The organism is Halorubrum distributum JCM 10118, assembly GCF_000337335.1.
In the GTDB taxonomy this organism is placed as follows: Archaea; Halobacteriota; Halobacteria; order Halobacteriales; family Haloferacaceae; genus Halorubrum; species Halorubrum distributum.
Genome location: NZ_AOJN01000055.1, coordinates 1 through 24,104 on the forward strand (window position 1 = coordinate 1; position 24,104 = coordinate 24,104).

Here is a 24,104-nt window from a genome sequence, read left to right on the forward strand (position 1 = left end):
GTCGGACACCGCTGACGCGGTGTCCTTGTCCTCTTCGACTCGACAGCAGCAGCTCAGCAGTATCAACAATCTCCTACAGAAGAGCGCTCGATTATTTATAAACGGGCGGTTAGGGCTTCGGCGGTAGTCACTGTCGATCTGCTGGCGTCGATTCATAAACAGGCGGCTGGGACTTTGGCGATTCCCGGTGGTCCGCGGCCGCTCATTTATAAATAATCCCACGAGACGAGGCGCGTCGCTCTCAGTTCAGCGGCAACTGCTTATAAATGCGAACTCATCGAAATCGACGCCGGACTGCCGAACCGCCCCGACAGTCCCGACGGCCGTCACTCGCTGATGAAGTACCGGTAGCCACCGAGCGCGACGGCGAGGACGGCGGCGGCCGCGCCGACGAGGAACAGCGCGGTGCTGCCGGAGTCGTAGCCGTACGGGACGGCGAGGTCGGTCCACCGGTCCAACGCGAGGAGGGCGACCGCGAGGAGGGCGACGGCCGCGCCGACGGCCCTCCCGAGCGGGGAGTTCGATCGGCTGCCGGGCATACGCGGCGATTCCGGCCTTCAACTGAAGTATTTTCCGGCGTAACGGATGCTGCCGCCCGAACGGGGGTCGACCCGACCGCTCACCAGAAGCCGCCGTCGGAGTCGTCCGGTCCGCCTGCCTCGCCCGGACCTCCCGGTCCGCGGGGTCCGCTCGGCCGCGGGTCGGGGTTGATCTCGACGGGCTCCGCCTCCGCTTCCGGATCAATCTCTCGCCCCTCCTCGTAGCGGACGAACGAGAGGTAGAACGGCTCGCCGCAGCCGACGCCCTCGGCGTCGGGTTCCCGGTACGGCTCGTCGCCGCCGACGTCGGTGCCCCGCACGCCGTCGTGCGGGTCCCAGTCGACGCCGTCGCTCTCGCCGCAGACGAACCGGACGCCGTCGGCCTCGACGGCAGTGTCATCGCTCTCGCCGTCCTCCTCCCCGTCGAACGGCTCCGTGGGCGCGACGTACGTCCATCCCTCCAGCGGGTACGGCGTCACCGACTTGTCCGCGAGATACCCCTCGCGGTCGAGCGCGACGAGCGTCCCGCAGTGCGGACAGTAGTACGTGACCGGGTAGCTCATACGCCTCGTACGGTATCCATTTATAAACAGCCGTCGCCGCCGCGTCAGCTATTTGATCGTCCGGGGCGACGTTCCGACATCTCATCCGATACCCCCGCTGACGGCTCGGACGCATCGGACGGTCCCTCTGGCCTCGTCACGCGACGACGCCTCCTCTACGGCGCCGCGGGTGGAATCGGCCTCCTCGGGGGCGGCGGCCTCTACGTCGCGAACGCGCTCGACGGCGACGCCGGCGGGTACGAGGCGCCCGAGACGCAGCCGATGGTGTCGACGCGGGGGCGCCTCGACGCCGGCGACCCGACGGAGCGGTCGGGGGCGTGGGCGTTCGACGGGGCCGACTCCGTGGTCCTGTTCGTCCACGGTCTGGGGGCGGACGCGGAGTCGGCCCGAGATCTGGCGTACACCGCTCGGCTCGGACTCGCGGCGGCGAAGGAATCCAGCGAAGAGACCAGCGCCCGCCCCGTGATCGGCTACTCGTGGGCGTCCAACGTCGACTGGGGACCGGCCAAGGAGACCGCCGACGCCAACGGCGTCCCGCTCGCCGATTGGCTGACCGCCTGGGCGGACGAGGACGGCCGACCTGTCCACCTGTTCGCCCACTCGCTCGGCGCCCGCGTGACGGGCGCGGCGCTCCGCGAACTCGCCGACTGCGGGCGGCCGGACGCCCTCGCCTCGGTCTCGCTGTTCGGCGGCGCGATCCCGCGCGACAGCGCCGCCGTCGACGGCCGATACGGCCCCGCGATCGCGGCGATCGACGCACCGGTCTACAACTTCCACAGCCGGAACGACCGCGTCCTCGGCTGGGTGTACCGCGCCTCGGACCGGACGCGAGCGGTCGGGCACGGCGGGCTCGCTGAGGGCGCGACGGCGCCCGACAACTACGCCGACGTCGACGTCACCGACCTGGTCGCGGACCACTACTCGTACGTCGAGCCGGAAGAGGGGTGTCTGCCGCGCGCGGTCGACCGACTCGGGTTCGAGTAGTCCGCCGGGCGCCTCGGCGCGCCGGCGGCGATTCGCTGCGCCGCCGGCTCGCCCCCGGAACCCCTTTTACCGGCGCGGCCGACCGTTCGGGCATGATCGACGAGACCGTCGCCGAGATCCGGGCGATGCGGACCCACAGCACGTCGGCGGTGGCCGTGAAGGCGACGCGGTCGCTCGCGGACCTGCTCGACCGCGAGTACGTGACCGTCGACGAGTTCGAGCGCGACCTCGAACACAACGCGGGCGTGTTGCGCCGGTCGAACCCCTCCCACGCCGCGCTTCACAACGCGATGCGCGACGTTGAGCGCTCCATCGTCGGCGAGGCGACGAGCGTCGAGGGCGCGAAGCAGCTCTTGGAGGACGTGATCGCCCGCGTCGTCGACGACATCGAGACGGCGAAGGGCGAAGCGGCCGCCAACGCGGCCGAGCGCATCGAGGACGGCGACACGCTGCTCGTCCACGACTACTCGACGACGGTGCTGGAGGCGATCGAGAACGCCGCGCGCGACGGCGCCCACCTCACCGTCTACGTCACCGAGGCGCGCCCGCGCACACTCGGGCGCAAGACCGCTCGCGTCCTCGCGGGGATGTCCCGCGTCGAGACGCGGATGGTCGTCGACGGCGCGATGGGGTACGCCCTCCGGGACTGCGACCGCGTCCTCCTCGGAATCACTTGTATCACGGGCGGCACCTACTACAACCGGATCGGCACCTTCCCCCTCGTGGTCACCGCCCGCGAACTCGGCGTTCCCGTCACCGCGGTCGGCTCGGGCGCGAAGACCATCGAGGAGTTCCGCTTCGAGAACGAGTTCCGCGACGCCGTCGAGGTGATGCGCGAGCCCGTCGAGGACGTGGAGATCGAGAACCCCAGCTACGACGCCACGCCGATCGGGATGATCGACACCGTGATCACCGACGACGGCGTCCGGAACTGAGCGGGCCACGGGCAAGTCGCGCGTGCCGCACCGGTCACCGTCGTACTTCTCGAGCGTCGCCGCAGCCGCTCGAACGCCGCGTAGCCCGTCGAACGACTCCGTGCGGCCCAAAACGCTTTGTGCGTGTACCGTGTTAACAGGTACAATGAGCGTTCATCCGGGTTCGACGGCGGTCTTTCAGATTCCAGATCAGGGGGTGACGGGCGCGAACTGCGGGAGCGGCTGGTGCGAGCTGTGGGCGGTCGCGACCGAGCCGAGAGTGATCACGGCGGTCGCGCTCGCCGGCGTGCTCGCGCTGCTGGGGTTCGCGTACGTCCGCGACGCCGAGTCGGCCTGTCGCAGCGAGCGGCGCCGCGTCCTCGACGAGCGGGACGCGTTCGAGTCGTTCGCCGACCGGGTCGCGGGGATCGACACCGTCTCCGTCGCGACGGACGCGACGCCCTCCGGCGTGCCCGCCGGCGCGCTCCGCGGACTCGACGGCGCCGGCGGCGGCCGGCGCCCCGGAAACGGGCCGGCGGGCGACAACGGGACGCTGAGGCGGGTGATGGCCGCGTACCACGACACCGTGTTGTCGCTGCCCCACTACCGGGCCGAGTACGACGAGTCGGCCGCAGAGAGCCTGGCCGCCGAGCTCGGCCCGGACACGGCGACCGCGCTGGCGTCCGACGGGGGGTTGTCCGCCGGCACCCGGTCGGCGCTCGTCGACCGGAGCCGCCGCGCCGCCGAGGCGCGCGAGCGACTCGTCGACGCGATAGACGAGGAGATCGGTGAGCTGGGCGACCGAGAGGCGACGCTGTCGTCGATCGACCGCCGCCGCCGACGGCTGCTCGGTCACTTGGAGGGGATCCGGTCCGGCCGCGAGACCGACGCGGCGATCGACGTCTGGAACCGGCTGGCGGAGCTCGAAGAGGAGTGCGACGACCTCGCCGCCGATCGCCAGCGCTCGCTGGACGACCCGCCGCTGACCCCCGAAACGGCGCTCGACGGCGACCGCGAGCGCCCGTTCTACGACTACCTCTACGGCTCCACCGACGGGCCGCGGTACCCGATCCTCGCGCAGATCGCGGAGGTCGCCGACGGCATCCGGACGGACAGAGACCGCGTCGGCACGCGGATCACCGGCGGCCGCTGACCGCCTGGTAGTCGCTGTTCGCCCGCTGTTCGCCCGCTGTTCGCCCGCTGTTCGCCCGCTGTTCGCCCGCTGTTCGCCCGCTGACCGCCCAGCGACCGCTCCGAGCGGAGAGAAACTCAAAACTACCGGATTGTTTATGAAGGTAGGGCGGGACTGAGCGTGTATGAGTTGGCAAGCGGCGGAACGAGCGTTCACGGACGACGCGGTCGCCCGGGAAACGCTCTCCGAGATGTTCGAACGCACCGCGGAGCGACACGCTGACCGGATCGCGCAGCGGTACAAGGGGGGGATCCACGACCGGTCGCTCGTCGCCGACGGGGTCGTTCCGGAGGCGCCCGCGGGCGAGTACGCCGACCTGACGTACGCCGAGATGCGCGGGATCGTCCGGAACCTCGCCGCGGGCTTCCGCGAACTCGGCGTCGACGACGACACGCGGGTGGCGATGTACTCGCAGACGCGCATGGAGTGGGCCCAGACAGACTTCGCGGCGCTGGCCGCGGGCGCCGTCGTGACGACGGTCTACGCCTCCTCGTCGCCGAGGCAGTTGCGGTACCTGCTGGAGGACCCCGAGGCGACCGTCGTCGTCGCCGAGAGCCGCGAGATGCTCGAGGACGTACTCGCGGTGCGCGGCGACCTCGAACACGATCTCGACGCGATCGTGACCGTCGACGACGTCGACACCGACGAGATATCGACCGCGGACGTCGGTGTCGACGCCGACGCGCTCGACGACGGCGCCCTCGACGACGTGTACACCCTCGGCGAGGTCCACGAGCGCGGCGCCGACGCGTTCGACGAGGCGACCTACGAGGGGTGGATCGACGCGGCCGACGTCGGCGACCTCGCCAGTCTCATCTACACCTCCGGCACCACCGGGAAGCCGAAGGGCGTCCGCCTCACGCACGCGAACTTCCGCGACAACGTCTCGCAGTGTTACCGTCGGTTCGCCGACCGACCCGACCGCGACCCGGGGGTACCCGGTATCTCCGCGGAGACGACCACCCTCTCGTTCCTCCCGCTGGCGCACGTCTTCGAGCGGATGGCGGGCCACTACATGATGTTCGCCGCCGGCGCGACGGTCGCGTACGCGGAGAGCCCCGACTCGCTCCGGGAGGACTTCGGGCTGGTGCGCCCGACGACGACGACCAGCGTCCCGCGCGTCTACGAGAAGCTGTACGACGCGATCCGCGAACAGGCGGGCGAGTCGCCCGTGAAGGAGCGCATCTTCGAGTGGGCGGTCGGCGTCGGCCGCGCGCACCACGAAGCCGACGACCCCGGGGCCCTGCTCGACGCCAAGCGCGCGGTCGCCGACCGGCTCGTCTTCTCGTCGGTCCGGGACGCGATCGGCGGCAACGTCGACTTCTTCATCTCGGGCGGCGGGTCGCTGTCGGCCGAGCTGTGCGCGCTGTACCACGCGATGGACCTCCCGATCCTGGAGGGGTACGGGCTGACGGAGACGTCGCCGGTGATCTGCGTCAACCCGCCCGAGCGGCCGCAGGTGGGGACCATCGGCCCGCCGGTCGTGAACACAGAGATCGCGATCGACGGCTCCGTCGTGGGCGAGGAGGTCGCGGACCTGGCCGGCGACGTGGGCGAACTCCTCGTCCGCGGCCCGCAGGTGACGGACGGCTACTGGAACCGCCCGGACGCGACCGCGGAGGCGTTCGTCGACGCGGACGACCTCCCCGACGACGTCGTCACCGCCGGGACCCCGGCCGACGAGCGCGTTGGCGTCGACGGGGAGGGATCCGACGACGCGGACGACGACAGGGCGGCCGAAGACGCGGCGCCGGCCGCCGCGGAGCCGTGGTTCCGCACCGGCGACATCGTCCAGCTCAGGCCGGACGGGTACGTCGCCTTCCGCGAGCGCGCCAAGCAGCTGCTCGTGCTCTCGACCGGGAAGAACGTCGCCCCCGGCCCCATCGAGGACCGCTTCGCCGCCAACGAGTTCGTCGAGCAGTGCGTCGTCCTCGGGGACGGCCGGAAGTTCGTCTCCGCGCTCATCGTGCCGAACTTCGAGAAGATCGCGGCGTGGGCCGACGCCGAGGGGATCGACCTGCCCGACGAGCACGCGGCGATCTGCCGCGACGACAGGGTCCGCGAGCGGATTCAATCGGAGGTCGACCGCGTGAACGAGGAGTTCGAGTCGTACGAGAAGATCAAGCAGTTCCGACTCGTCGAAGAGGAGTTCACCGAGGACAACGACCTGCTCACGCCGACGATGAAGAAGAAGCGGCGGAACATCTTAGACCGGTTCGCCGACGAGGTCGAACTGATCTACGAGGAGGACTAATGCCGTCCGTCTCGGCGGGTCTCCCGAGAAAGTCCTAAACGTCGGGAAGGAGTACCGCACTCGATGACCTCCCTGACCCCCCGCGTCGGATTCGCCGCGCTCGGCGTCCTCTCTGCCGGGCTCGGCGCCGGACATCTGGCGCTCCAGGGGGGTGGCGTGGGCTCGCTGCTCGAGTCGGCGCTGATCGTCGGGCTCTCCGGCTTCGTCTTCTACACGGTGTACGACCTGCCCGACTGGGGAATCTCGGTGTCCGGCCGGTGGCGGGCGGTCCGGATCGCCGCCCTGACCGCCCTCTCGTTCGCCGCGCTCGCCGGCGTCGTCTGGCTCATCTGGCTGCTCGAACACCACGCGTTCAAGCTTTCCTTTCTGATCTCGTTCGCCGCGAGCCTCGGCGCGGCGGTCGGGTCTCGTGCGGGACCGTACGCGGTGAAGGCCGACGAACAGCTCGCCGAAGCGCAGGAGCTCGCCACCCTGCTCTCCATCAACGACCGCGTGCTGCGCCACAACATCCGCAACGAGCTGTCGGTCGGGCTCGGCTACCTCGACGGGATCGAGGACGTCGAGGACGACGCGGAGGTCGCGGAGCGGGCGGCGATCGCTCGGACGCACCTCGAAGCCCTCGTCGAGACGAGCGAGCGGACCCGCCGGATCGCGTCGATCTGGCGGACCGAGTCGCGTCAGTCGTTCGACCTCGTCGCCGTCGTCGAGGAGCGAGTAGCGGAGTTGACCGCGGAGGCGCCCGGCGTCGCCGTCCGGACGGAGCTGCCGGACCGCTGTCTCGTCCGTGCGCACCCGTCGCTCCCGCTCGCGATCGAGGAGGCGCTGCGGAACGCGATCGAACACAACGACGACGACGTGACGGTCACGGTGCGCGTGGATCGGGACGACGACGCGACGACCCTCTCGATCGCGGACACCGGGCGGGGGATCCCGGAGATCGAACGGGAGACGCTCCGGAACGCCGAGGAGACGCCGCTGGAACACACCGAGGGACTCGGGCTGTGGCTGATATACTGGACCGTGACCCGGGCCGGCGGAACGGTCGAGTTCGCGGAGAACGACCCGCACGGGACCGTCGTCCGGATCCGGCTCCCGGATCACCTCGAATCCGACGGGTCGATCGGCCCGGTCCCGGAGGCCGTCGGACTCGGCGATCGGGCGGAGAGGCCTTCCGGATGGAGCGATTCTGACTTCGCCGGAACCGGGAGAACGGAGCCGGATCAGGACGGGCCCGCCTGAGCCGACGCCCCGGAGAAATACCGCTGGCGACGTGGCTCGGGTCGTTACGCCGACGAAGCCGTCGATTCCGGCCGGTCGTCGCGCTCGACCGAATCGCCGTCGACCGGGTCGCGCTCGGTCTCGACCGGGTCGCCGAACGCGTACACCGTGTTTTGGCCGGTCACCTCGACGGTGAGGAAGTCGCCGACCTCGACGCCGCGATCGGTCGCGTTCTGGACGATGATCTGTCGGTAGGCGCCGTCGCGGCACTTCACGGAGTCGCCGGTCCCCTCCTCGACGACGAGCGCCTCGAACGTCTCGCCGACCATCGACTCGTACGCCTCGCCGACGACCTCCATCTTCAGCTCGGACATCGCCTTCGAGCGCTCCTTCTTGACGGTCCCGCCGAGCCCCTTCATGTCGGCGGCGTCGGTGCCGGGGCGCTTCGAGAAGCGGGTGACGTTGATCTTCTCGGGGCGGACCTCGGCGAGCAGGTCCATCGACAGCTCGTGGTCGGCCTCGTCCTCGGTGGGGAAGCCGACGATGAAGTCGGTCGAGAGCGTCCAGTGGTCGAGGCGGTCGTCGAACGTCTCGACGACCTCGCGGAACTTCTCGACGCGGTGCTGCCGGCGCATGTCTTCCAGCACGTCGTCGGAGCCCGACTGGACGGGCGCGTGGATGAAGTCGTACAGCTCCTCGTTCTCGGCGAACACGTCGGCGAGCTCCTCGTGGATCCCGTGGATCCCGCCGGGGTTCGCCATCCCCAGCCGGACCCGGAACTCGCCGTCGATGTCGCAGATGCGGTCGAGCAGCTCCGGGAGCTTCCGGTCGCCGTTATCCCAGCCGTAGACGCCCGTGTCTTGACCGGTGACGCGGATCTCCTTCGCGCCGGCGTGGACCAGGGCCCGGGCCTTCTCGACGTTCTCCTCGACGGACGGGGAGTCGACGCGGCCGGTGGCGAACTTGGTGATACAGTACGAGCAGTTGCTCATGCAGCCGCGCGCGATGGGGAGGATGCCGACGACGCCGTCGAGGACCGGCTCGGCGTCCGGCGTGACCGTCGGGCACTCGCCGTTGAGGACGTAGGAGGGAACCTCGTCCCAGTGGAGGATCTCGGCGTCGACGTCCGCGTCGGCGAACATCTCGCCCTGCGCGAGCGCCATACAGCCGGTGACGACGAGTTCGGCCGTCATATCCGACAGCTCCTCGGCGCGGCGGAGCATGTTTCGCTCGGTCTTCTCGACGACGGTACAGGTGTTGAGGATGGCGACGTCCGCGTCTTTGGGGCCGTCGGCCGGGCGGTGCCCCCCGTCGCGGAGGGCGCGCTCGATCTCCCGGCTCTCTCCCCGGTTCGAGCTACAGCCGTAGGTTTCGATGTGGTACGTCGCCATCGGAGTGAGTTTGCTACCGGTCCCGGGGGCAAAAGCGCGACGGATCGGGGCGTCGGTGGGACGAGGCGAGCACCTTCGGGCCTCAGTCCTCGGCGACAGCGGCGGCCGGCGCGTCGGCATCGGAGGCCGACTCGGCGGTCGCCTCCGGCTCGTCGACGGGATCGCGCTCCGCGGGCGGCACGGCCTGGTAGACGGAGCGGCGGGCGTCGCGGGGGCACAGCCCCTCCTCGACGAGCCCGACCTCGGTGAGCTTCTCGACCGCGAACCGGACGGTGCGCGTCGAGAGGCGGGTCTCCTCGGCGAGGCCGGTCTGGTCGAACCTCCCCTCCGCGTCGAGCACGTAGTAGACCAGCTTGGCGCTCGGCGGGAGCGGTTCGAGCAGCTTCCGGGTACCTTCGTCCATACGTTACGTACAGGGGCGATTCGCGCATAACCGTGGCCCGCCTGTGCGCCGGCCGCGCACGCCAACCCGGTTTTTATATACCAGCTTGCTGGCGGAACTCGAACCGAGCGCCATCGTCGCCGTCGATCGACAGCTCCCAGCCGTGCGCGGTCGCGATCTCGCGCACGATCGCGAGGCCGAACCCCGTCCCGTTCGACGCGCTCGAACGGCCGTACTCCGTCGCCGCCTCCGGGTCGATGTCGAAGCCGGCCCCGTCGTCGGCGACGTAGAATCCGTCCGGGAGCGACCCGACGGAGACGGTGAGGTCGGCGGCGTCGGTGTCGCCTTCGGCGTCGGTGTCCGAGCCGAGCTCGGCGCTGTCGTCGGGCTCCGACCGACTGTTCGCGGACCCGTGTTCCACACTATTTATAAACAGGTTCTCGAACAGCGTGCGGAGCCGCTCCGGGTCCGCCTCGACCGCGGCCGTCGCCTCGGAGACGTCGAGCGTCGCGTCGTCGGTGTCGACGGTGCGCCACGCGCGTTCGGCGGCCTCGTCCAGCGGGACGGACTCGATCTCGTCGACCGTCCGGCCCTGCCGAGCCAGCGCGAGGAGGTCGTCTATCAGCTGGCTCATCCGGTCGTGCGCGTCCTCGGCCCGGTCGAGCTCTTCGATGACGGCGGCGTCGTCCGTCAGCGACCGGGCCAGGTCGGCCCGCCCGGCGGCGACGTTGAGCGGATTCCGGAGGTCGTGGGAGACGAACCCCGCGAACTTCTCCAGCCGGTCGATCTCCCGCTGGAGCGCGGCGTCGCGGTCGCGGAGCTGCTCGGTCCGCTCGGCGTGGTCGAGCGCGACCGTGACGTTCGCGGCGAGGACGCGGGCCAGCTGGAGGTCCGTCTCGTCGAAGAAGCCCGGTTCGCGCGCCCCGAGCGGCATCGCGCCGTGGTCGCCGAGCGGCACGACCAAGAGGCTCCTGAGTTCGCCGTACCCGACCGCGGTGTCGACCGCGGCGAGGTCGTCGACCACGACCGGCTGACCCGTCTCGAACGCCTCCCAGACGCGGCCGTCGCCCGGACCGAACGCCGGCCTGTCACCGAAGGCCTCCGTCGCCTCCTCGCTTATCGCCGTCGGGCGGAGGACGTTCGCCTCGGGGTCGTACAGCCGGACGCCGCTGTTCGGGAACTCGAGGATATCGATCGCCGCACGGGACGCCAGCGCCGCGATGTCCGCGCGGTCCTCGCCGCCGAACATCTCGCGGGTCGTCGCGTGGAGCCGGCGCAGCGTCCGCTCGACGCGCTTCTGGTCCTCGATGTCGGCGTAGACGCTGTAAATGACTGTCTCGCCCGACTGTTTGACGGGAATGACGTGGAGGATGAAGTCGCGCATCCCGTCGGCGGTCCGGCGGCGGACCTGGCGCCGCGATGGCTCGTCGCGTTCGAGCACCGCCTCCGGTTCGAGCCGCTCGGCGGCGGCCGGGATGATCGCGTCCCGAACCTCCTCGTACCCGCTGTCGGCGCCGTACCCGAACGTGCGCTCGAACGCCTCGTTGGCGGCGTCGAGGCGGCGACCATCCTCGCCGAGGGCGACGGTGCGGACAGCCGGGAGCGGTAGGTCGTGGAACAGCGCCGTCAGCCGGTCGCGCTCCCGTCGGAGCTCGGCCTCCGTCTCGATCCGCTCGATCGCGTTCGCGGCGTGCGAGGCGATCAGTTCAGCGAACTCCACGTCGCGCTCGTCGAACGCGGCGTAGCCGTCGGAGACTGCCTGTAACACGCCGTGCGAGCCGATCGGAACGCTGATCGCCGACCGAATGTTGTCGGCGACCGGGTCGGCCACCGCCGATCCCTCCCGTCGGTCGGTCCCGGATGCGGACCGGCCCGGAGAGGAGGGGTCCTCCAGTTCGTCCGGGTCCGCGGGGTCGACGCTGAGGTTGTCGACCACGATCGTCTCCTGGTCGGCGACCGTGGTCCCGACGACGCCCTCGCCGACGTCGAACGTCCGGACCTCCGCCTCGGTGACGCTCTCTGAGAGGACCGCGGGGACGACCCGGTCGCCGCGCCGGCGGGCGGTGACGCAGCGGTCGAATTCGAGGATCTCCTCGGCCGCGTCGACCGTGCGCTCGAACACCGTCGAAACCTCGGTCACGGACGCCAGCGCCGTCGCGAACTCGTGGATCGCCGTGACCTTCGCGTTCACCTCGCGGAGGTCGCGCTCCGCTCGGCGCCGGCCGAGCGCGTTCGCGACGCTGTTCGCGAGCATCTCGTAGCGGTCCCGCCCGGCGCCCTTCTGGAGGTAGTCGGTGACGCCGGCGGAGATGGCCTCGCTCGCGATCTCCTCGCTCCCCTTGCCGGTGAACAGCACGAAGGGGATCCCGGGGCCGAGCTCGCGGACCGATTCGAGCAGTTCGAGCCCGTCGGCCCCCGGCATGTCGAAGTCGCTGACGACGCAGTCGACGCGCTCGCTCCGGACCGCGTCGAGCGCCTCGTCGGGGGACGTGCGAGTGATCGTCTCGATGCCGTCCACGAGTCGCTCGACGTGAGTGGCGGCGAGGTCGGCCGCCCCGGGCTCGTCGTCGACGAACAGGACGCGGGTCGCGCCCTCGGTCGGTCCCGACGCGTCGGTTTCGGCCGCACCGGCGTCGGGCGGCGTCTCGTCGGGACCCGAATTCATGTGCGTGTGTTACCCTACCGCTAATTTTAGCTTTCGCTCCGGCTACCGATATTGAAAACCGGAGTCCGAGCCGAAACCGGAGCCGACGGGGGACGCGATGCGTCGCGAGGCGCCCTAAAGGAAGTCCTCGACGTGGTCGGCGACCTCCTCGGGGGTGTCGCCGACGGGGACGCCCGCGTCGTTGAGCGCGTCGATCTTCGACTGCGCGGTGCCCGTACCGGAGCCGGAGACGATGGCGCCCGCGTGGCCCATGCGCTTGCCCGGCGGCGCCGTGCGCCCGGCGATGAAGCCGGCGACCGGCGTGTCCATGTGCTCGCCGATGAACTTCGCGGCCTGCTCCTCGTCCTCGCCGCCGATCTCGCCGCACATCACGACGGCGTCGGTCTCGGTGTCGGCCTCGAACGCCTCGAGGGCGTCGACGAAGGAGGTACCGATGATCGGGTCGCCGCCGATGCCGATCGCGGTCGACTGGCCGAGCCCGCGCTCGGTGAGGTTGTCGACGACCTGGTAGGTGAGCGTGCCGGAGCGGGAGACGAGCCCGACGTTCCCCTCGGAGAAGATGTTGCCGGGGAGGATGCCGAGCTTCGCCTCGCCGGGGGTGATGATCCCGGGACAGTTCGGGCCGATGAGGCGGGTGTCGGTCTCGCCCAAGCGCTTGTTCACCTTCGCCATGTCCTGGGTCGGGATCCCCTCGGTGATCGCGACCGCGAGGTCGAGGTCCGTGTCGAGCGACTCGAAGATCGCGTCGGCGGCGAACGCCGGCGGCACGAAGATGACGGAGGCGTCCGCGTCCTCCGCCTCGACCGCCTCGTCGACGGTGTCGTAGACGGGGACGCCGTGGACCTCCTGCCCGCCCTTGCCGGGCACCGCGCCGGCGACGACGTTGGTGCCGTACTCGATCATCTGGCCGGCGTGGAACTTCCCCTCCCCGCCGGTGATCCCCTGGACCACCACTCTGGTGTCGTCGTCGACGAAAATGCTCATTGGGTCACCTCATCCGCGTTCTTCACCGCGCGCTGGACCGCGTCCTCCAGCGTCTTCTCGACCTCGACGAGGTCGGTGTTCAGAATCTCCATCCCCTCCTCGGCGTTCGTGCCGGCGAGCCGGACGACCACCTTCTTGGGGATCTCGTCGAACTGCTCGAGCGCCTCGTTGATCCCCTTGGCGACCTCGTCGCCCCGGGTGATCCCGCCGAAGATGTTGAACACGACGGCGTCGACGTTGTCGTCGGAGAACACCATGTCGAGCGCCTGCGTGACGCGCTCGGCCTTCGCGCCGCCGCCGATGTCGAGGAAGTTGGCGGGCGAACCGCCGTAGTAGTCGACCAGGTCCAGCGTCGTCATCACGAGCCCGGCGCCGTTGCCGATGATGCCGACGTTGCCCGAGAGGCGGACGTAGTCGAAGCCGTACTCGCCGGCCTTGCGTTCGAGGTCGTCCTCGTAGGACTCCTGGGCCATCTCGGCGAGGTCCGACTGGCGGAACAGCGCGTCCTCGTCGATGTTCATCACGGCGTCCGCGGCGACCACGTCGCGGTCGCCCGTGATCATGACCGGGTTGACCTCGATCTCGGAGGCGTCGTTCTCCTCGTAGAGGTCGTACAGCGTCGAGAGGATCGAGGCCACGTCGAGCGCGACGTCGGCATCGACGCCGGCCTCGTAGACGACCTTGCGGGCCTGATACGGGTGGAGCCCGAACGCGGGGTCGACGTGCTCGCGCGCGATCGCGTCGGGGTTCTCCTCGGCGACCTCCTCGATGTTCACGCCGCCCTCGGTCGACACCATCAGGACCGGCTTCCCCTCGCCGCGGTCCATCGTGACGCCGACGTACAGTTCGTCGACGAAGTCGACGCCCGCCTCGACGAGGACCTGATCGACCGTGTAGCCCTTCAGGTCCATGCCGAGGATCTCCTCGGCGTACTGCTCGGCCTCCTCGCGGTCGGTCGCGATCTTGATCCCGCCGGCCTTGCCGCGGCCGCCGACGTGGACCTGCGCTTTGATCGCGGCCGGGTAGCCGATCTCGTCGACGGCGTCGAGGGCCTCGTCGACGCTCGTCGCGAGCCGGGAGTCCGGAACCGGGATCCCGGCGTCCGCGAAGAGAGACTTCGCTTGATACTCGTGAAGTTTCATCCGTGTGGGATCGGTACCGACATCGGCTTAAATGGTTCCGATCCGGCGCGAACGCTCCCCCCGACGCCCGCGGGCGAAACGCGAACGTTGGGTCCCTCAGTCCTCGTCGCCGAGGATGACGCGGTGGGTCATCGCCTCGGGGTCGAGCACCTCGTCGGCCTCCTCCTCGGTGAGGTAGCCGGCCTCGACGGCGGCCTCGCGGACGCTCTTGTCCTCCTTCAGGGCCGTCTTCGCGACCTTGCTCGCCTTGTCGTAGCCGATCGCGGGGTTCAGCGCGGTCGCCAGCGCCATCGACTGCTCCACGCGCGTCTCGCAGTGCTCCTCGTTGGCCTCCAGCTTCCCGACGAAGCGCTCGCCGAACGTCTCGGCGACGTTCGAGAGCAGCTCCGCGGACTCGAGGAAGTTGTGCGCGATGACGGGCTTGTACAGGTTCAGGTCGATCTCGCCGCGGGCGGCGCCCGCGGAGACGGCGGCGTCGTTGCCGACGACCTGCTTGTGGACCTGGTTGACCGACTCCGCGACGACCGGGTTGATCTTCCCGGGCATGATCGAGGAGCCGGGCTGGTTCTCCGGCTGCTCGACCTCGCCGAGGCCGTTGCGCGGGCCGGAGGCGAGCAGCCGCAAGTCGTTGGCCATCTTGTTCAGGCTGCCGGCGATGGTGCGGAGCGCGCCGTGGCCCTCCGCCATCGCGTCGTGGGCGGCCTGCGCCTCGAAGTGGTTCGCCGCCTCGCGGAACTCCGTCCCGGTCTCGTCGGAGATGTACTCCGCGGCGAGCTCGGGGAACTCGGGGTGGGTGTTGAGCCCGGTCCCGACCGCGGTGCCGCCGAGGGCGAGCTCGCGGAGGTTCGACTGGACGCCCTCGGCGCGCTCGATCCCCTTCGCGACCTGCGTCCGGTAGCCGCTGAACTCCTGGCCGAGCCGGATCGGGGTGGCGTCCTGGAGGTGCGTTCGCCCGGTCTTGACGACGCCGTCGAACTCGGTCTCCTTGGCCTCGAGCTCGGCGTGGAGCGTCTCCAGCGCGGGGACGAGGTCCTTCTCGACCGCCTCCAGCGCGGCGACGTGCATCGCCGTCGGGATCACGTCGTTGCTCGACTGCCCGTAGTTGACGTGGTCGTTGGGGTGGACGACGCGGTCGCCGATCTCCGCGCCCGCGATCTCGGCCGCGCGGTTGGCGATCACCTCGTTGGCGTTCATGTTCGAAGAGGTGCCGGAGCCGGTCTGGAACACGTCGACCGGGAACTGGTCGTCGTGCTCGCCAGCGATCACCTCGTCGGCGGCGGCGATGATGGCGTCGGCGGTATCCTCGTCGATGAGGTCGAGGTCCCGGTTCGCCTGCGCGGCGGCCTTCTTCACGACGCCGAGCGCGCGGATGAACCGCCGGCTCATCGGGATCCCCGAGACGGGGAAGTTCTCGACGGCGCGCTGGGTCTGTGCGCCCCAGTAGGCGTCCGCCGGCACCTGCATCTCGCCGAGGCTGTCCTCCTCCGTGCGGTAGTCGTCACCCATGCGCCGACCTTCCCGCGAGACGCTGTAAAAGGTACTGGAAGGCGCCAGCGCCCGGGAATATGCGAACGAATACCGAATTGAGTGGTAGCATGCGACACGGGTCAGGGCGGCCGGGAAAATCGAACAAAAACGGCCGAAAATCGGCCCAAACGCTTCGCCCTTATATATCGCTCCGTCGGCAACGGCCGGGCGCACATGAGCTCGAACGACTCTGCGATCGGCACGGCGCTCGACCGCGACACGGTCCGGTCGACGAGCAAGTTCCTGATCGGCGCGCTGGCGGTGGTGGGCGTCCTCGCCGTCGTCACGCTCCTGCCGGGCGTCGACCGGCTCGTCCCCTTCGCGCCCGTGACGTTCGCCGCGGTCGCGACCGCCGTCGTCGCGCTCGCGGTGGCGGGCATCCTCCTGTACGCCGCGCCCAAGTTCGCGCTGCTGACGCGCCTGGCGCTCGGCGAGGCCGACGCGGAGGGGGACGCTCGCCCGGACCGGATCGTCGAGAACGCGGGCGGCGTGGTCCACTGGCTCGTCGTCTTCGGGGCCGTCCTCGTCGCGTACCGCGGGCTCGCCGGCGTCGCGGTACCGGTGTTGAACGGCGCCGCGTGGGCCTACGACGCCGCGTTCCTGTTCGTCGCGCTCGTCCCCGTCGTGTTCCTGGTCGCCCGCCTGACGGTCACGGTCGACCCGCTCGCCGAATTGGTCGCCGACCGCGTCGCGGGCGAAGACGGCACCGCAGATAACGACGGGGCCGGCGACGACGGCACCGCAGATAACGACGGGGCCGGCGAAGACGGCACCGCAGATAACGACGGGGCCGGCGACGACGGCACCGCAGATAACGACGGGGGCGGCGGCGACTCCGCGGATAAATCCGACAGGACGACCGCGAGCGAGACTGACGACGGCTGATCGAAGCGTCGACACGTCGGCGCCTTATTTAAATACGAACGGGAGCGTCACGAGCGCTCCGTTGAACCCAAACGCGACCAGCACCAGCAGTCCGAGCGGGGGATCGTCGCCCGGGTAGGTGGCGAGGACGACGAGCGAACCGACCCCCAGCGCGGCCAGCCCAACCGTAAGCGCGGCGTCCGACCACCGGTTCCAGGCGTCGTCGAGCGCGGGTTCGAGCCGCGCGAGCGGCCAGTCGGGGTCGGAGTCACCGCGGGCGCGGTCGGAGCGGTCGGTCCACGGCGTGTCGTCGGCCGGCTCGTCGAGCCACGCGTCGCTCTCGGTGTCCGGGTCCTCGCTGTTCGCCGGGGTCGACTCGCCTCGGCCGAGCAGCCGCCGGACTCCCGACCGGCCCGCGGCCGCGAGCAGCGTCGCGGTCCCGAGCGCGGCGAGCCCGCCGAGGACGGCCGGGGAGGTGACGCGCGCTTGGAGCGCGAGAAAGAGCGCGACGAACGACAGCAGCGAGACCGCGGCGAGGATCCCACGCGCGGCGCGTGCGAGGTCGGATCGCATCGGTGTGAGGTATTGAAGGGCTTACGACGCGGGTGGGGGTCAGGCGTCGTCGACCGGGAGCAGTCCCGCCTCGCGGAGGTCGTCGTCGAGCGTGCCGTCGCCGTGTTCCGCGTACGCCTCGGGCGTGTACGTCTTGATCTCCAGGGCGTGGACGGACCGCGTCATGTGGTCGCCGACCGCGTCGTACACGCGCTGGTGCTGGTCGACGAGCGACTCGCCCTCGAAGGCGGGCGAGACGACGACCGCGGCGAAATGGGCGTCCTCGTCCTCGTCGTCGTGGATCCGGGGCGCGGTCACGCGGGCGACCGCGTCGGAGAGGTGCTCCTCGATGAGGTCCGCGACCGCGTCGGGTTCGATGGTCATGGTCCCGGTGGGTCGCGGACGGGCAAAAGTTGACCGGCGTCACTCCGCCGGTTCGGCGTCGAGTTCGGCGCCGACGCCCGTCACGCGGATCCGGTTCGCCTCCACCTCCTCGTAGGTCGCGCCCCACCCGCCGACGGTCCAGCGCCGCTCGCCGTCGTCGACGATCATGGAGGCGGTGCCGGTCAGCGCCAGCACGCTCGGGGCGCGGGCCTCGTCGGCGTCGCCCTCGGAGAGGTTTTCGGCGTCGACGACCTCCCCGGTGATTGTCACGGATCGGTCGCTGTCGGTCTCGCGCCCTTCGATCTCGACGTGGAGAGGTTCGTCTCCGCCGATCCGATCGCGGTTCTCGAGCAGGAACTGCCGAATGTCGGCGTACCGCTTCGGGCCCGTCGCGTCGGCCTCGTACGCGACCGGGGAGGGGATCCACATGAAGAGCAGGAAGTGCCAGAAGAAGACGTACGTGAACGACCGGTTGCGGAGGATGAGGCCGTAGTCCTCGACTGCGGCGGGGTTCGGCGCGAACGCCGTGCGGCGGAGGTCGGAGGTGAGCACGAACGGGCCGGGCCGGGAGAGGCGGTGTGCGACGCTGACGGCGCCCTCGTAGTCGGCGTCGTCGAGCGGCTCGTCGCCGTCGAGGGCGAACATCGTGACGTTGACCGTGACGCCGCGGTCGCGGGCGTCGGCCAGGTCGCCACGAAGCGCGTCGAACTGGTCGGGAGTGAGCGTCGCGTGGATCTGGGTGTCGGCGTCGCGGACGAACGTCCGCGCCGCCTCGAGCACCGTGTCGAACCGCTTGACGATGCTGACCGTCTGGGTGTCCAGCGTCGGCCGCTCGTAGCGGTCCTCGATCTCGGCGGCGGCCGATTCGAGCGCGCTCGCGCGGTCGGTGAGCCCGGAGACGATCGTCTCGGGGTCGGTCGCGCGCGCCTGGAACGTCTCCTGCTCGTACAGCTCCACGTACCCGAAGTCGTCGAGGTCGCGGAGCACGTCGTAGATCCGCGCGTCGGGCACGTCGCTGGCCTGTGCGACCTCGGTCGCGGACGCGGTCCCCAGTCCGAGCAGCGTGACGTACGCGTTCGCCTGATAGTAAGAGAGGTCCGCGGCTTGGAGGGTCTCCAGGAGTTCCTCGGTGTCCATGACGATCGATTAACTACCTCGGTGTATAAAAATCACCGAGACGCTGTCACTTCGCGGCCGGCCGGCACGCCTCACTCGATGTCCGGGTACGGCACGGGCCCGTCGAGGAGGGGGTCGTCGGTCGACGCCATCCAACTCTCCAGTTCGTCGCGCAGTCGGTCGAGGGCGTCGACGTGGGCCGGGTCCGGGTCGCTCGCCTCGGCCGCCGGCTCGAACGGCTTCTTGTCCGAAGCGAGGTTCTCCGACTCGTCCGGGTCGGCTTCGAGGTCGTACAGCTCCTCTGCCGGGCGCTGGGGGACGTGGAACTCCTCGTGGACCTCGCGTCCCGAAGCCGTCGGCGCGACGTCCATCGGGACGAACACCTTCGGCAGCACGGAGAAGTTGCGGACGTACTTGTACCGCTCCGTCCGGATCGCCCGGATCGGGTTGTAGCGGTCGTGCCACGTCATCTCGGCGAAGATCCGGTCGCGCTCGTCGTGCGGTTCCCCGCGGAGCAGCGGCGCGAACGACTCGCCGGAGGCGTCCGTCGGCGGGTCGACGCCGAGCAGGTCCAGCATCGTCGGCGTGAAGTCGGCGTTGGTGACGAGCGCGTCGTGGACTTCGCCGCCCTCGACGGCGCCCGGCTGGTGAACTAAGAGCGCGGTCTCGATCCCCGGGTCGTAGCAGGTCCCCTTCGCGCGCGGTATCGCCAGTCCGTGGTCGGTCGTAAACACGAAGACCGTCTCCTCGGCCAGCCCGGCGTCGGCGAGCGACTCGCGGTAGCGACCCACCGCCGGGTCGAGCACCTCCTCGATCAGGGCCGTGAGGTCGGCGGCGTCCTCGCGAACGCCCGGTTCGTCGGGAAGGTACGGGAAGTCGTCGAGGTCGACCGCGTCGGGGTCAGCGCCCTCGTACGTCTCGTCGGGCAGGTACTCCCGGCGGAACGGGCGATGCGGCTCCTCGATGCCGATGGAGACGAAAAAGGGCTCGTCATCGTCCACGCGCTCGGCGAAGAAGTCGTCGACGACGTCGACGAGTTCGAGCGCGCGCTTCGTCCCGCTGTCGACGTAGTCGTAGCCGAGCCGCTCTGGTTCGTCGGGGACCTCGTGCTGGAAGCCGAGCAGGGCCGTGTCGTACCCGGCCGAGCGGAGGCGCTTCGGGAGAGTCTCCCAGTCGTCGCCGAGCGCCCAGCCCATGTGCGCGAGCCCCATGACGCCGTTCTCGTGGGGGTAGTAGCCCGTCATCATGCTGGACCGGCTCGGCGAGCACTGCGGGGCCGTACAGAAGCTGTTCGCCATCCGGGCGCCGTCGGCCGCGATCCGGTCGATGTTCGGCGTGTCGACGTCGGCCCCGTAGCAGCCGAGGTGTTGACCGAGGTCGTGACAGTGAACAAGGACGAGATTCGGGCGGCCCGACGTGTCGGAATCGGAGTCAGCTCTGTCCGTCATATCCTCCACTACCGCCCGATACATCCATAAATAGCCGTGGTCGGGCTTCGTCATCGATCGGTTGAGATTAGTAACTATAGCGGTAATTAATAACCAAATTTGAAGTAACTGGGCCGAGTGGGTTGGGACGACATGTCCGATGATCGATCCTGTACTACGCGGCGGGACGTACTGAAGACGACCGGCACCGCGTCGGTGCTCGGGAGCGTTGCGCTCGCGGGCTGTTCCGGCAACGGTGGCGACGGTGGGGACGGCGGGGACGGCTCCGACGGCAGCGACGGCTCGGACGGCAGCGACGGCGGAAGTAACAGCCTCGAGATCACGGGCGTCTGGTCCGGCGGCGAGCAGGAGTCGTTCAGCAAGGTGATGGACTTCGTGGAGGAGTCGACGGGCATGAGCCTGGAGTACTTCCCGCGCGACACCGACAGCCTGCTCACCGGGACCCTGATGGACTACGAGTCCGGCGTCTCCTCCGCCGACATCGTCGTGATGCCCTCGCCGGCGCGGATCATCTCGGACGCCCAGAACGGCCACCTCGCGCCGGTCGGCGACGCGTGGAACGCCGACGACTTCGCGGTCGACCCGTCGCGGGTCACCGTCGACGGCGAGGTGTACGCCGCGCCGTTCAAGATGGACCTCAAGCCCGGCTTCTGGTACCGGAAGTCGTTCTTCAACGAGCACGACCTCTCGGAGCCGGAGAACTGGGACGAGTTCATGACGCTGCTCGACGACATCTCGGCGATCGAGGGCGTCGACGCGCCGATCGCCTCCGGGAACGGCACCGGCTGGCCGCTCAGCGACATCACCGAGGGCTTCTTCATGCGGCAGGAGGACGGCGCGTCGCTCCAGCAGGGGCTCATCGACGGCGACGCCTCCTTCACCGACGACCGGGTCGCGACGGCGTTCGACGAGATCAAGACCCTCCACGACGAGGGGTACTTCAGCCAGACCCGCGACTTCGGCGTCCAGTACGAGTACTTCTGGGACAACAGCCTCCCGCTGTACTTCATGGGCTCGTTCACGCCGGCGCAGGACGCGGTCCAGGACCCGTCCGACCTCGGCGTCTTCCGGCTGCCCGGCGTCGACGGCATCTCGTCGTCGGTCAACTGGTTCACCGTGCCGACGTACTCGGACAACGTCGACGCCGCCCGCGACGCCCTGAGCTCGTTCGTCTCCGCCGAGGGCCAGCAGGTGTGGGTCGAGGACGGCGGCTTCATCGCCTCCAACACCGAGGTGCCGGACGACGCCTACGAGATCGAAGTGATGGCGAACCTGCCGGACCTCGCCGCCGAGGTGACCGTCGTGCCGGACCTCGACGACGCGCTCGGGAACCCGTTCCAGCAGGAGTTCTGGTCGGTCCTCAAGGGCCTGTGGGCCACGCCCGACACGCCGACCGGGGACATCACCAGCGCGCTCGACGACGCCCACGAGGAGACGCTTAACGACTAACGATGGAGTCGATGTCGACCGCGGACGACCGAGACGACCGCCGCGGGTCGCTGGCGCGGATGTTCGACCCCGAAGAGCTCCGCCGCCGGAACCTCGTCTCGCTCGGGATGGACGTGCTCATCCTCGTGACGACCGGCTTCCTCGCCATCCTCTTCACGATGGGACTCTGGCCGTCTGTCATCGGGCTGGTCCCGATAGCGACGCTTCTGTACTTCGGGTGGGCCTCCTCGAAGGCGTTCTTCGTCGCGCAGGTGCTCGCGGTCGGCGCGTTCCTGCTCGGTACCGCGACCGGCGTGCTGCCGTACTGAGACGACCGACGCGGGGTTCCGTTTTCGCTCGCCGTGGACCGGAGTCGCGCTTAGCGCCGTCGCCGGCGCTCACTCCGAGGAGCGATGCCCGGGACCTCTCCTAACCGGGAATTAACGGACGTATCAGACGGGCGCGTGTGACTCCGGCATCTCGAGTGCCGCGACGAGTGCGGAATGAGTGACGCGACTCCCGACGGCGTCGTTCGCGCGTCGTCCGGCTTTGACGCCCTCCCAGAACGCGTCGCTCGGAGCGCGGGTCGACGGGGGCTGAAAAGCGAGTCGCCTCTCGACCCGAGAGCTCCCGCGGCGCAGACTCAGTCGGCCACCGCGGCCACCATCCCCTGCTTGTAGTACCGCTGGAGCGTGACGAACAGGAGGATGGGGACGATCATCGTCAGCACCGAGCCGGCGGCCACGAGCCCCCAGTCGATCTGGAGGCGCCCCTTCATCAGGGGCAGCACCTGCGGCGCGAGCTGGTTCTCGCGGGACCGCATGAACACGAGGGGGAAGAAGAAGGAGTTCCACACCCACGTGAACTGGATGACCGCCACGGAGACGAGCGCCGGGGCGGAGTACGGCAGCACGATGGACTTGAAGATCTGGTAGCGGGACGCGCCGTCGATCCGGGCGGCCTCCTCCAGCTCTTCGGGGAGCCCGAGGAGGAAGTTCCGGAGGAACATGACGACCCACCCCATCCCCCAGCCGATGTGGACCAGGATGAGCCCCATGTACGTGTCGAACAGTCCGGTCTGCCGCAGCGTGTTGTAGTTCCCCATCGCCACCAGCTCCGGCGGCGCCGCCATGACCACGATGAGCAGGAAGAACAGCCCGGTCTTCAGCGGGAAGTCGAAGCGGGCGAACGGGTACGCCACCATCGTCCCGAGCAGCGTCACGGCGAGGACGGACGGGATCGTGACGATGGCCGTGTTCAGCATCGCCTGCCGCATCGGGCCCGACTGGAACGTCCACGCGCGGGCGTAGTTCTCGAAGGTGACGGTGACCGTCTCGAAGTTCCACCAGCCCTGGATGATCTGGTCGAGCGGGCGGACGGAGGCCATGAACAGCCCGATCAGCGGGACCAGCCACAGGAGCGCGACGCCGATGGCGATCGCGTACCGGAGCGCGCGCGGACCGCTCGGCACCGACGCGCGGGCGCGCTCGAGGAGCGGACGGTCGGAGATCGGTGCGGTCTCCGGCGGCTCGTGGTACACGCGACCGCCGTCGGTCGTCGGCTCGCTGTCGGCCTCGGTCGGATCGTCTGAGTGGGTTGTGTCGGTCATAGTCGATCAGTCCATTGACGCGATGTACCACGCCATCGGGAGCGCGATCACGAGCTCGATGAGCGCGACGACCATCGCCTTGCTGTACTCGATCGGGACGGAGAACGCCGCCTGGTACACCTCGAGCCCGAGCACCGAGAACACCCCGCCGGGGCCCCCGGACGGGCCGCCGGCCGCGTAGACGATGGCGAAGATCCGGATCACCCAGATCATGCTCATGATCACTACGACCGCGGTCACGGGCTTGACGAGCGGCCAGATGATGTCCTTGAACCGGCGGAACCGACCCGCGCCGTCGACGCGGGCCGACTCCAGCAGCGCAGGGTCGATCCCCGCGAGGGCGGAGCTGTACAACAGCATGCTGAACCCGGTCTGGACCCAGACGCCGCCGGCGACCAGCGCGTAGATCGCGATCTGGGGCTCTTGAACCCAGTTCCGGACCATTCCCTCCAGCCCGATCGACCGGAGCAGCCCGTTGAAGATGCCGGCCTGCGGGTCGTAGACGAACAGCAGCACGAGCCCGATCACGACGGTCGGCGTCGTGAACGCCAGGAACACCATCGAACGGAGGACGCTCCGGCCGCGCAGGTCGGCGAACAGCAGCGCGAGTCCGAGGCCGAGCAGCGTGCTCAGCGGGACGTGGACGACCATCCAGATGATGTTCTGCGGGAGCGCCCCCATCGGGTACTGGAAGGCGAGGAGGTTGTCCCAGTTGATGATCGCGTCGTCCTGGAACGCCGCGATCCACGTCTCGAACCCGGCGAACTGCCCGATCGTGAACCCGTCCCAGGTGAAGAAGCTCCCGACCGCCGAGTAGAGCATCGGCCCGACCGAGAAGATGGCGAACAGCGTGAGGCCGGGGAGCATGAACACGAGGATCGCCGTGAGCTTCTCTCCGTCGAGGTCGCGGTCGAGCCGGTCCTCCAAGTACGATCCGACTGACATGGT

At 69.6% G+C, this 24,104-nt stretch carries 22 protein-coding genes; 8 read left to right on the forward strand and 14 right to left on the reverse strand.

The genetic code is table 11. From position 1 onward, the window contains the following. Nucleotides 1-326: 326 nt before the first annotated feature. Nucleotides 327-539 (reverse strand): hypothetical protein, encoded by a 213-nt coding sequence (locus tag C466_RS12160; RefSeq protein WP_004595684.1) that lies wholly within the window; start codon nt 537-539, stop codon nt 327-329. A gap of 80 nt (nt 540-619) precedes the next feature. Next, nucleotides 620-1,102, reverse strand: coding sequence for a hypothetical protein (locus C466_RS12165; protein WP_004595683.1), 483 nt, complete (start codon nt 1,100-1,102; stop codon nt 620-622). A 261-nt stretch (nt 1,103-1,363) separates the two neighbouring features. Here C466_RS12165 and C466_RS12170 point away from each other — a divergent pair, with 261 nt between their 5' ends. The 5 genes from C466_RS12170 to C466_RS12190 all read left to right on the forward strand — a co-directional run bounded on the left by C466_RS12170 (nt 1,364) and on the right by C466_RS12190 (nt 7,685). After that, nucleotides 1,364-2,086, forward strand: coding sequence for a DUF726 domain-containing protein (locus C466_RS12170; RefSeq protein ID WP_004595682.1), 723 nt, complete (start codon nt 1,364-1,366; stop codon nt 2,084-2,086). 92 nt (nt 2,087-2,178) lie between these two features. Beyond that, nucleotides 2,179-3,021 carry a translation initiation factor eIF-2B gene (locus C466_RS12175; protein WP_004595681.1) on the forward strand — a complete coding sequence of 281 codons (843 nt, stop codon included), beginning with the start codon at nt 2,179-2,181 and terminating at the stop codon, nt 3,019-3,021. Nucleotides 3,022-3,166: 145 nt separating this feature from the next. Continuing rightward, nucleotides 3,167-4,153 carry a DUF7260 family protein gene (locus C466_RS12180; RefSeq protein WP_049908333.1) on the forward strand — a complete coding sequence of 329 codons (987 nt, stop codon included), beginning with the start codon at nt 3,167-3,169 and terminating at the stop codon, nt 4,151-4,153. A 163-nt stretch (nt 4,154-4,316) separates the two neighbouring features. After that, nucleotides 4,317-6,446, forward strand: coding sequence for an AMP-dependent synthetase/ligase (locus C466_RS12185; protein WP_004595679.1), 2,130 nt, complete (start codon nt 4,317-4,319; stop codon nt 6,444-6,446). Between the two features lie 63 nt (nt 6,447-6,509). After that, nucleotides 6,510-7,685 carry a sensor histidine kinase gene (locus C466_RS12190; protein WP_004595678.1) on the forward strand — a complete coding sequence of 392 codons (1,176 nt, stop codon included), beginning with the start codon at nt 6,510-6,512 and terminating at the stop codon, nt 7,683-7,685. A gap of 44 nt (nt 7,686-7,729) precedes the next feature. On the opposite strand, the gene C466_RS12195 is transcribed toward C466_RS12190, so the two are convergent. The 6 genes from C466_RS12195 to C466_RS12220 form a co-directional block, all read right to left on the reverse strand. Next, nucleotides 7,730-9,055 (reverse strand): tRNA (N(6)-L-threonylcarbamoyladenosine(37)-C(2))-methylthiotransferase, encoded by a 1,326-nt coding sequence (locus C466_RS12195; RefSeq protein ID WP_004595677.1) that lies wholly within the window; start codon nt 9,053-9,055, stop codon nt 7,730-7,732. A gap of 82 nt (nt 9,056-9,137) precedes the next feature. Beyond that, a complete protein-coding gene (locus C466_RS12200) occupies nt 9,138-9,458 on the reverse strand; it encodes a helix-turn-helix domain-containing protein (protein WP_004595676.1) in 321 nt (106 codons plus the stop codon). 73 nt (nt 9,459-9,531) lie between these two features. After that, nucleotides 9,532-12,102, reverse strand: coding sequence for a hybrid sensor histidine kinase/response regulator (locus C466_RS12205; RefSeq protein WP_004595675.1), 2,571 nt, complete (start codon nt 12,100-12,102; stop codon nt 9,532-9,534). Between the two features lie 114 nt (nt 12,103-12,216). Continuing rightward, complete coding sequence (gene sucD / locus C466_RS12210) at nt 12,217-13,086, reverse strand: succinate--CoA ligase subunit alpha (RefSeq protein ID WP_004595674.1); 870 nt, start codon at nt 13,084-13,086, stop codon at nt 12,217-12,219. After that, nucleotides 13,083-14,228 (reverse strand): ADP-forming succinate--CoA ligase subunit beta, encoded by a 1,146-nt coding sequence (sucC, locus tag C466_RS12215; protein ID WP_004595673.1) that lies wholly within the window; start codon nt 14,226-14,228, stop codon nt 13,083-13,085. The genes sucD and sucC overlap by 4 nt, the downstream gene beginning before the upstream one ends. A gap of 96 nt (nt 14,229-14,324) precedes the next feature. Next, entirely contained in the window at nt 14,325-15,734 is a 1,410-nt protein-coding gene (locus C466_RS12220; protein WP_004595672.1) for a class II fumarate hydratase, read from the reverse strand. A gap of 195 nt (nt 15,735-15,929) precedes the next feature. Between C466_RS12220 and C466_RS12225 the strand changes: the two genes are divergently transcribed. Then, nucleotides 15,930-16,640, forward strand: coding sequence for a hypothetical protein (locus C466_RS12225; RefSeq protein WP_004595671.1), 711 nt, complete (start codon nt 15,930-15,932; stop codon nt 16,638-16,640). A gap of 24 nt (nt 16,641-16,664) precedes the next feature. Here the strand turns inward: C466_RS12225 and C466_RS12230 are convergent, their stop codons facing one another. From C466_RS12230 to C466_RS12245, 4 genes are all read right to left on the reverse strand, one after another. Then, nucleotides 16,665-17,192 carry a hypothetical protein gene (locus C466_RS12230; RefSeq protein WP_004595670.1) on the reverse strand — a complete coding sequence of 176 codons (528 nt, stop codon included), beginning with the start codon at nt 17,190-17,192 and terminating at the stop codon, nt 16,665-16,667. Between the two features lie 39 nt (nt 17,193-17,231). Further along, nucleotides 17,232-17,555 carry a BolA family protein gene (locus C466_RS12235; protein ID WP_004595669.1) on the reverse strand — a complete coding sequence of 108 codons (324 nt, stop codon included), beginning with the start codon at nt 17,553-17,555 and terminating at the stop codon, nt 17,232-17,234. A 39-nt stretch (nt 17,556-17,594) separates the two neighbouring features. Then, complete coding sequence (locus C466_RS12240) at nt 17,595-18,692, reverse strand: TrmB family transcriptional regulator (RefSeq protein WP_004595668.1); 1,098 nt, start codon at nt 18,690-18,692, stop codon at nt 17,595-17,597. A gap of 71 nt (nt 18,693-18,763) precedes the next feature. Next, on the reverse strand, nt 18,764-20,119 hold the full coding sequence (locus C466_RS12245; protein WP_004595667.1) for a sulfatase family protein: 1,356 nt from the start codon (nt 20,117-20,119) through the stop codon (nt 18,764-18,766). Between the two features lie 195 nt (nt 20,120-20,314). Between C466_RS12245 and C466_RS12250 the strand changes: the two genes are divergently transcribed. Together C466_RS12250 and C466_RS12255 are read left to right on the forward strand one after the other, a co-directional pair. Next, entirely contained in the window at nt 20,315-21,568 is a 1,254-nt protein-coding gene (locus C466_RS12250) for an ABC transporter substrate-binding protein (protein WP_004595666.1), read from the forward strand. A 2-nt stretch (nt 21,569-21,570) separates the two neighbouring features. Next, entirely contained in the window at nt 21,571-21,876 is a 306-nt protein-coding gene (locus C466_RS12255) for a hypothetical protein (protein ID WP_004595665.1), read from the forward strand. A gap of 314 nt (nt 21,877-22,190) precedes the next feature. Here the strand turns inward: C466_RS12255 and C466_RS12260 are convergent, their stop codons facing one another. Continuing rightward, nucleotides 22,191-23,156, reverse strand: coding sequence for a carbohydrate ABC transporter permease (locus tag C466_RS12260; protein WP_004595664.1), 966 nt, complete (start codon nt 23,154-23,156; stop codon nt 22,191-22,193). A gap of 6 nt (nt 23,157-23,162) precedes the next feature. Beyond that, the gene (locus C466_RS12265) at nt 23,163-24,101 is read right to left on the reverse strand and encodes a carbohydrate ABC transporter permease (RefSeq protein ID WP_004595663.1); all 939 of its coding nucleotides are present in this window, start codon (nt 24,099-24,101) and stop codon (nt 23,163-23,165) included. Nucleotides 24,102-24,104: the final 3 nt, after the last annotated feature.

Coding starts and splice junctions, on each gene's coding strand:
- C466_RS12175 (WP_004595681.1), top strand. CDS start 2,179: ATGATCGACGAGACCGTCGCCGAGATCCGGGCGATGCGGACCCACAGC.
- C466_RS12165 (WP_004595683.1), bottom strand. CDS start 1,102: ATGAGCTACCCGGTCACGTACTACTGTCCGCACTGCGGGACGCTCGTC.
- C466_RS12185 (WP_004595679.1), top strand. CDS start 4,317: ATGAGTTGGCAAGCGGCGGAACGAGCGTTCACGGACGACGCGGTCGCC.
- C466_RS12205 (WP_004595675.1), bottom strand. CDS start 12,102: ATGAATTCGGGTCCCGACGAGACGCCGCCCGACGCCGGTGCGGCCGAA.
- sucD (WP_004595674.1), bottom strand. CDS start 13,086: ATGAGCATTTTCGTCGACGACGACACCAGAGTGGTGGTCCAGGGGATC.
- C466_RS12235 (WP_004595669.1), bottom strand. CDS start 17,555: ATGACCATCGAACCCGACGCGGTCGCGGACCTCATCGAGGAGCACCTC.
- C466_RS12265 (WP_004595663.1), bottom strand. CDS start 24,101: ATGTCAGTCGGATCGTACTTGGAGGACCGGCTCGACCGCGACCTCGAC.
- C466_RS12170 (WP_004595682.1), top strand. CDS start 1,364: ATGGTGTCGACGCGGGGGCGCCTCGACGCCGGCGACCCGACGGAGCGG.
- sucC (WP_004595673.1), bottom strand. CDS start 14,228: ATGAAACTTCACGAGTATCAAGCGAAGTCTCTCTTCGCGGACGCCGGG.
- C466_RS12260 (WP_004595664.1), bottom strand. CDS start 23,156: ATGACCGACACAACCCACTCAGACGATCCGACCGAGGCCGACAGCGAG.
- C466_RS12255 (WP_004595665.1), top strand. CDS start 21,571: ATGGAGTCGATGTCGACCGCGGACGACCGAGACGACCGCCGCGGGTCG.
- C466_RS12160 (WP_004595684.1), bottom strand. CDS start 539: ATGCCCGGCAGCCGATCGAACTCCCCGCTCGGGAGGGCCGTCGGCGCG.
- C466_RS12240 (WP_004595668.1), bottom strand. CDS start 18,692: ATGGACACCGAGGAACTCCTGGAGACCCTCCAAGCCGCGGACCTCTCT.
- C466_RS12245 (WP_004595667.1), bottom strand. CDS start 20,119: ATGACGGACAGAGCTGACTCCGATTCCGACACGTCGGGCCGCCCGAAT.
- C466_RS12180 (WP_049908333.1), top strand. CDS start 3,167: ATGAGCGTTCATCCGGGTTCGACGGCGGTCTTTCAGATTCCAGATCAG.
- C466_RS12195 (WP_004595677.1), bottom strand. CDS start 9,055: ATGGCGACGTACCACATCGAAACCTACGGCTGTAGCTCGAACCGGGGA.
- C466_RS12225 (WP_004595671.1), top strand. CDS start 15,930: ATGAGCTCGAACGACTCTGCGATCGGCACGGCGCTCGACCGCGACACG.
- C466_RS12230 (WP_004595670.1), bottom strand. CDS start 17,192: ATGCGATCCGACCTCGCACGCGCCGCGCGTGGGATCCTCGCCGCGGTC.
- C466_RS12190 (WP_004595678.1), top strand. CDS start 6,510: ATGACCTCCCTGACCCCCCGCGTCGGATTCGCCGCGCTCGGCGTCCTC.
- C466_RS12220 (WP_004595672.1), bottom strand. CDS start 15,734: ATGGGTGACGACTACCGCACGGAGGAGGACAGCCTCGGCGAGATGCAG.
- C466_RS12200 (WP_004595676.1), bottom strand. CDS start 9,458: ATGGACGAAGGTACCCGGAAGCTGCTCGAACCGCTCCCGCCGAGCGCC.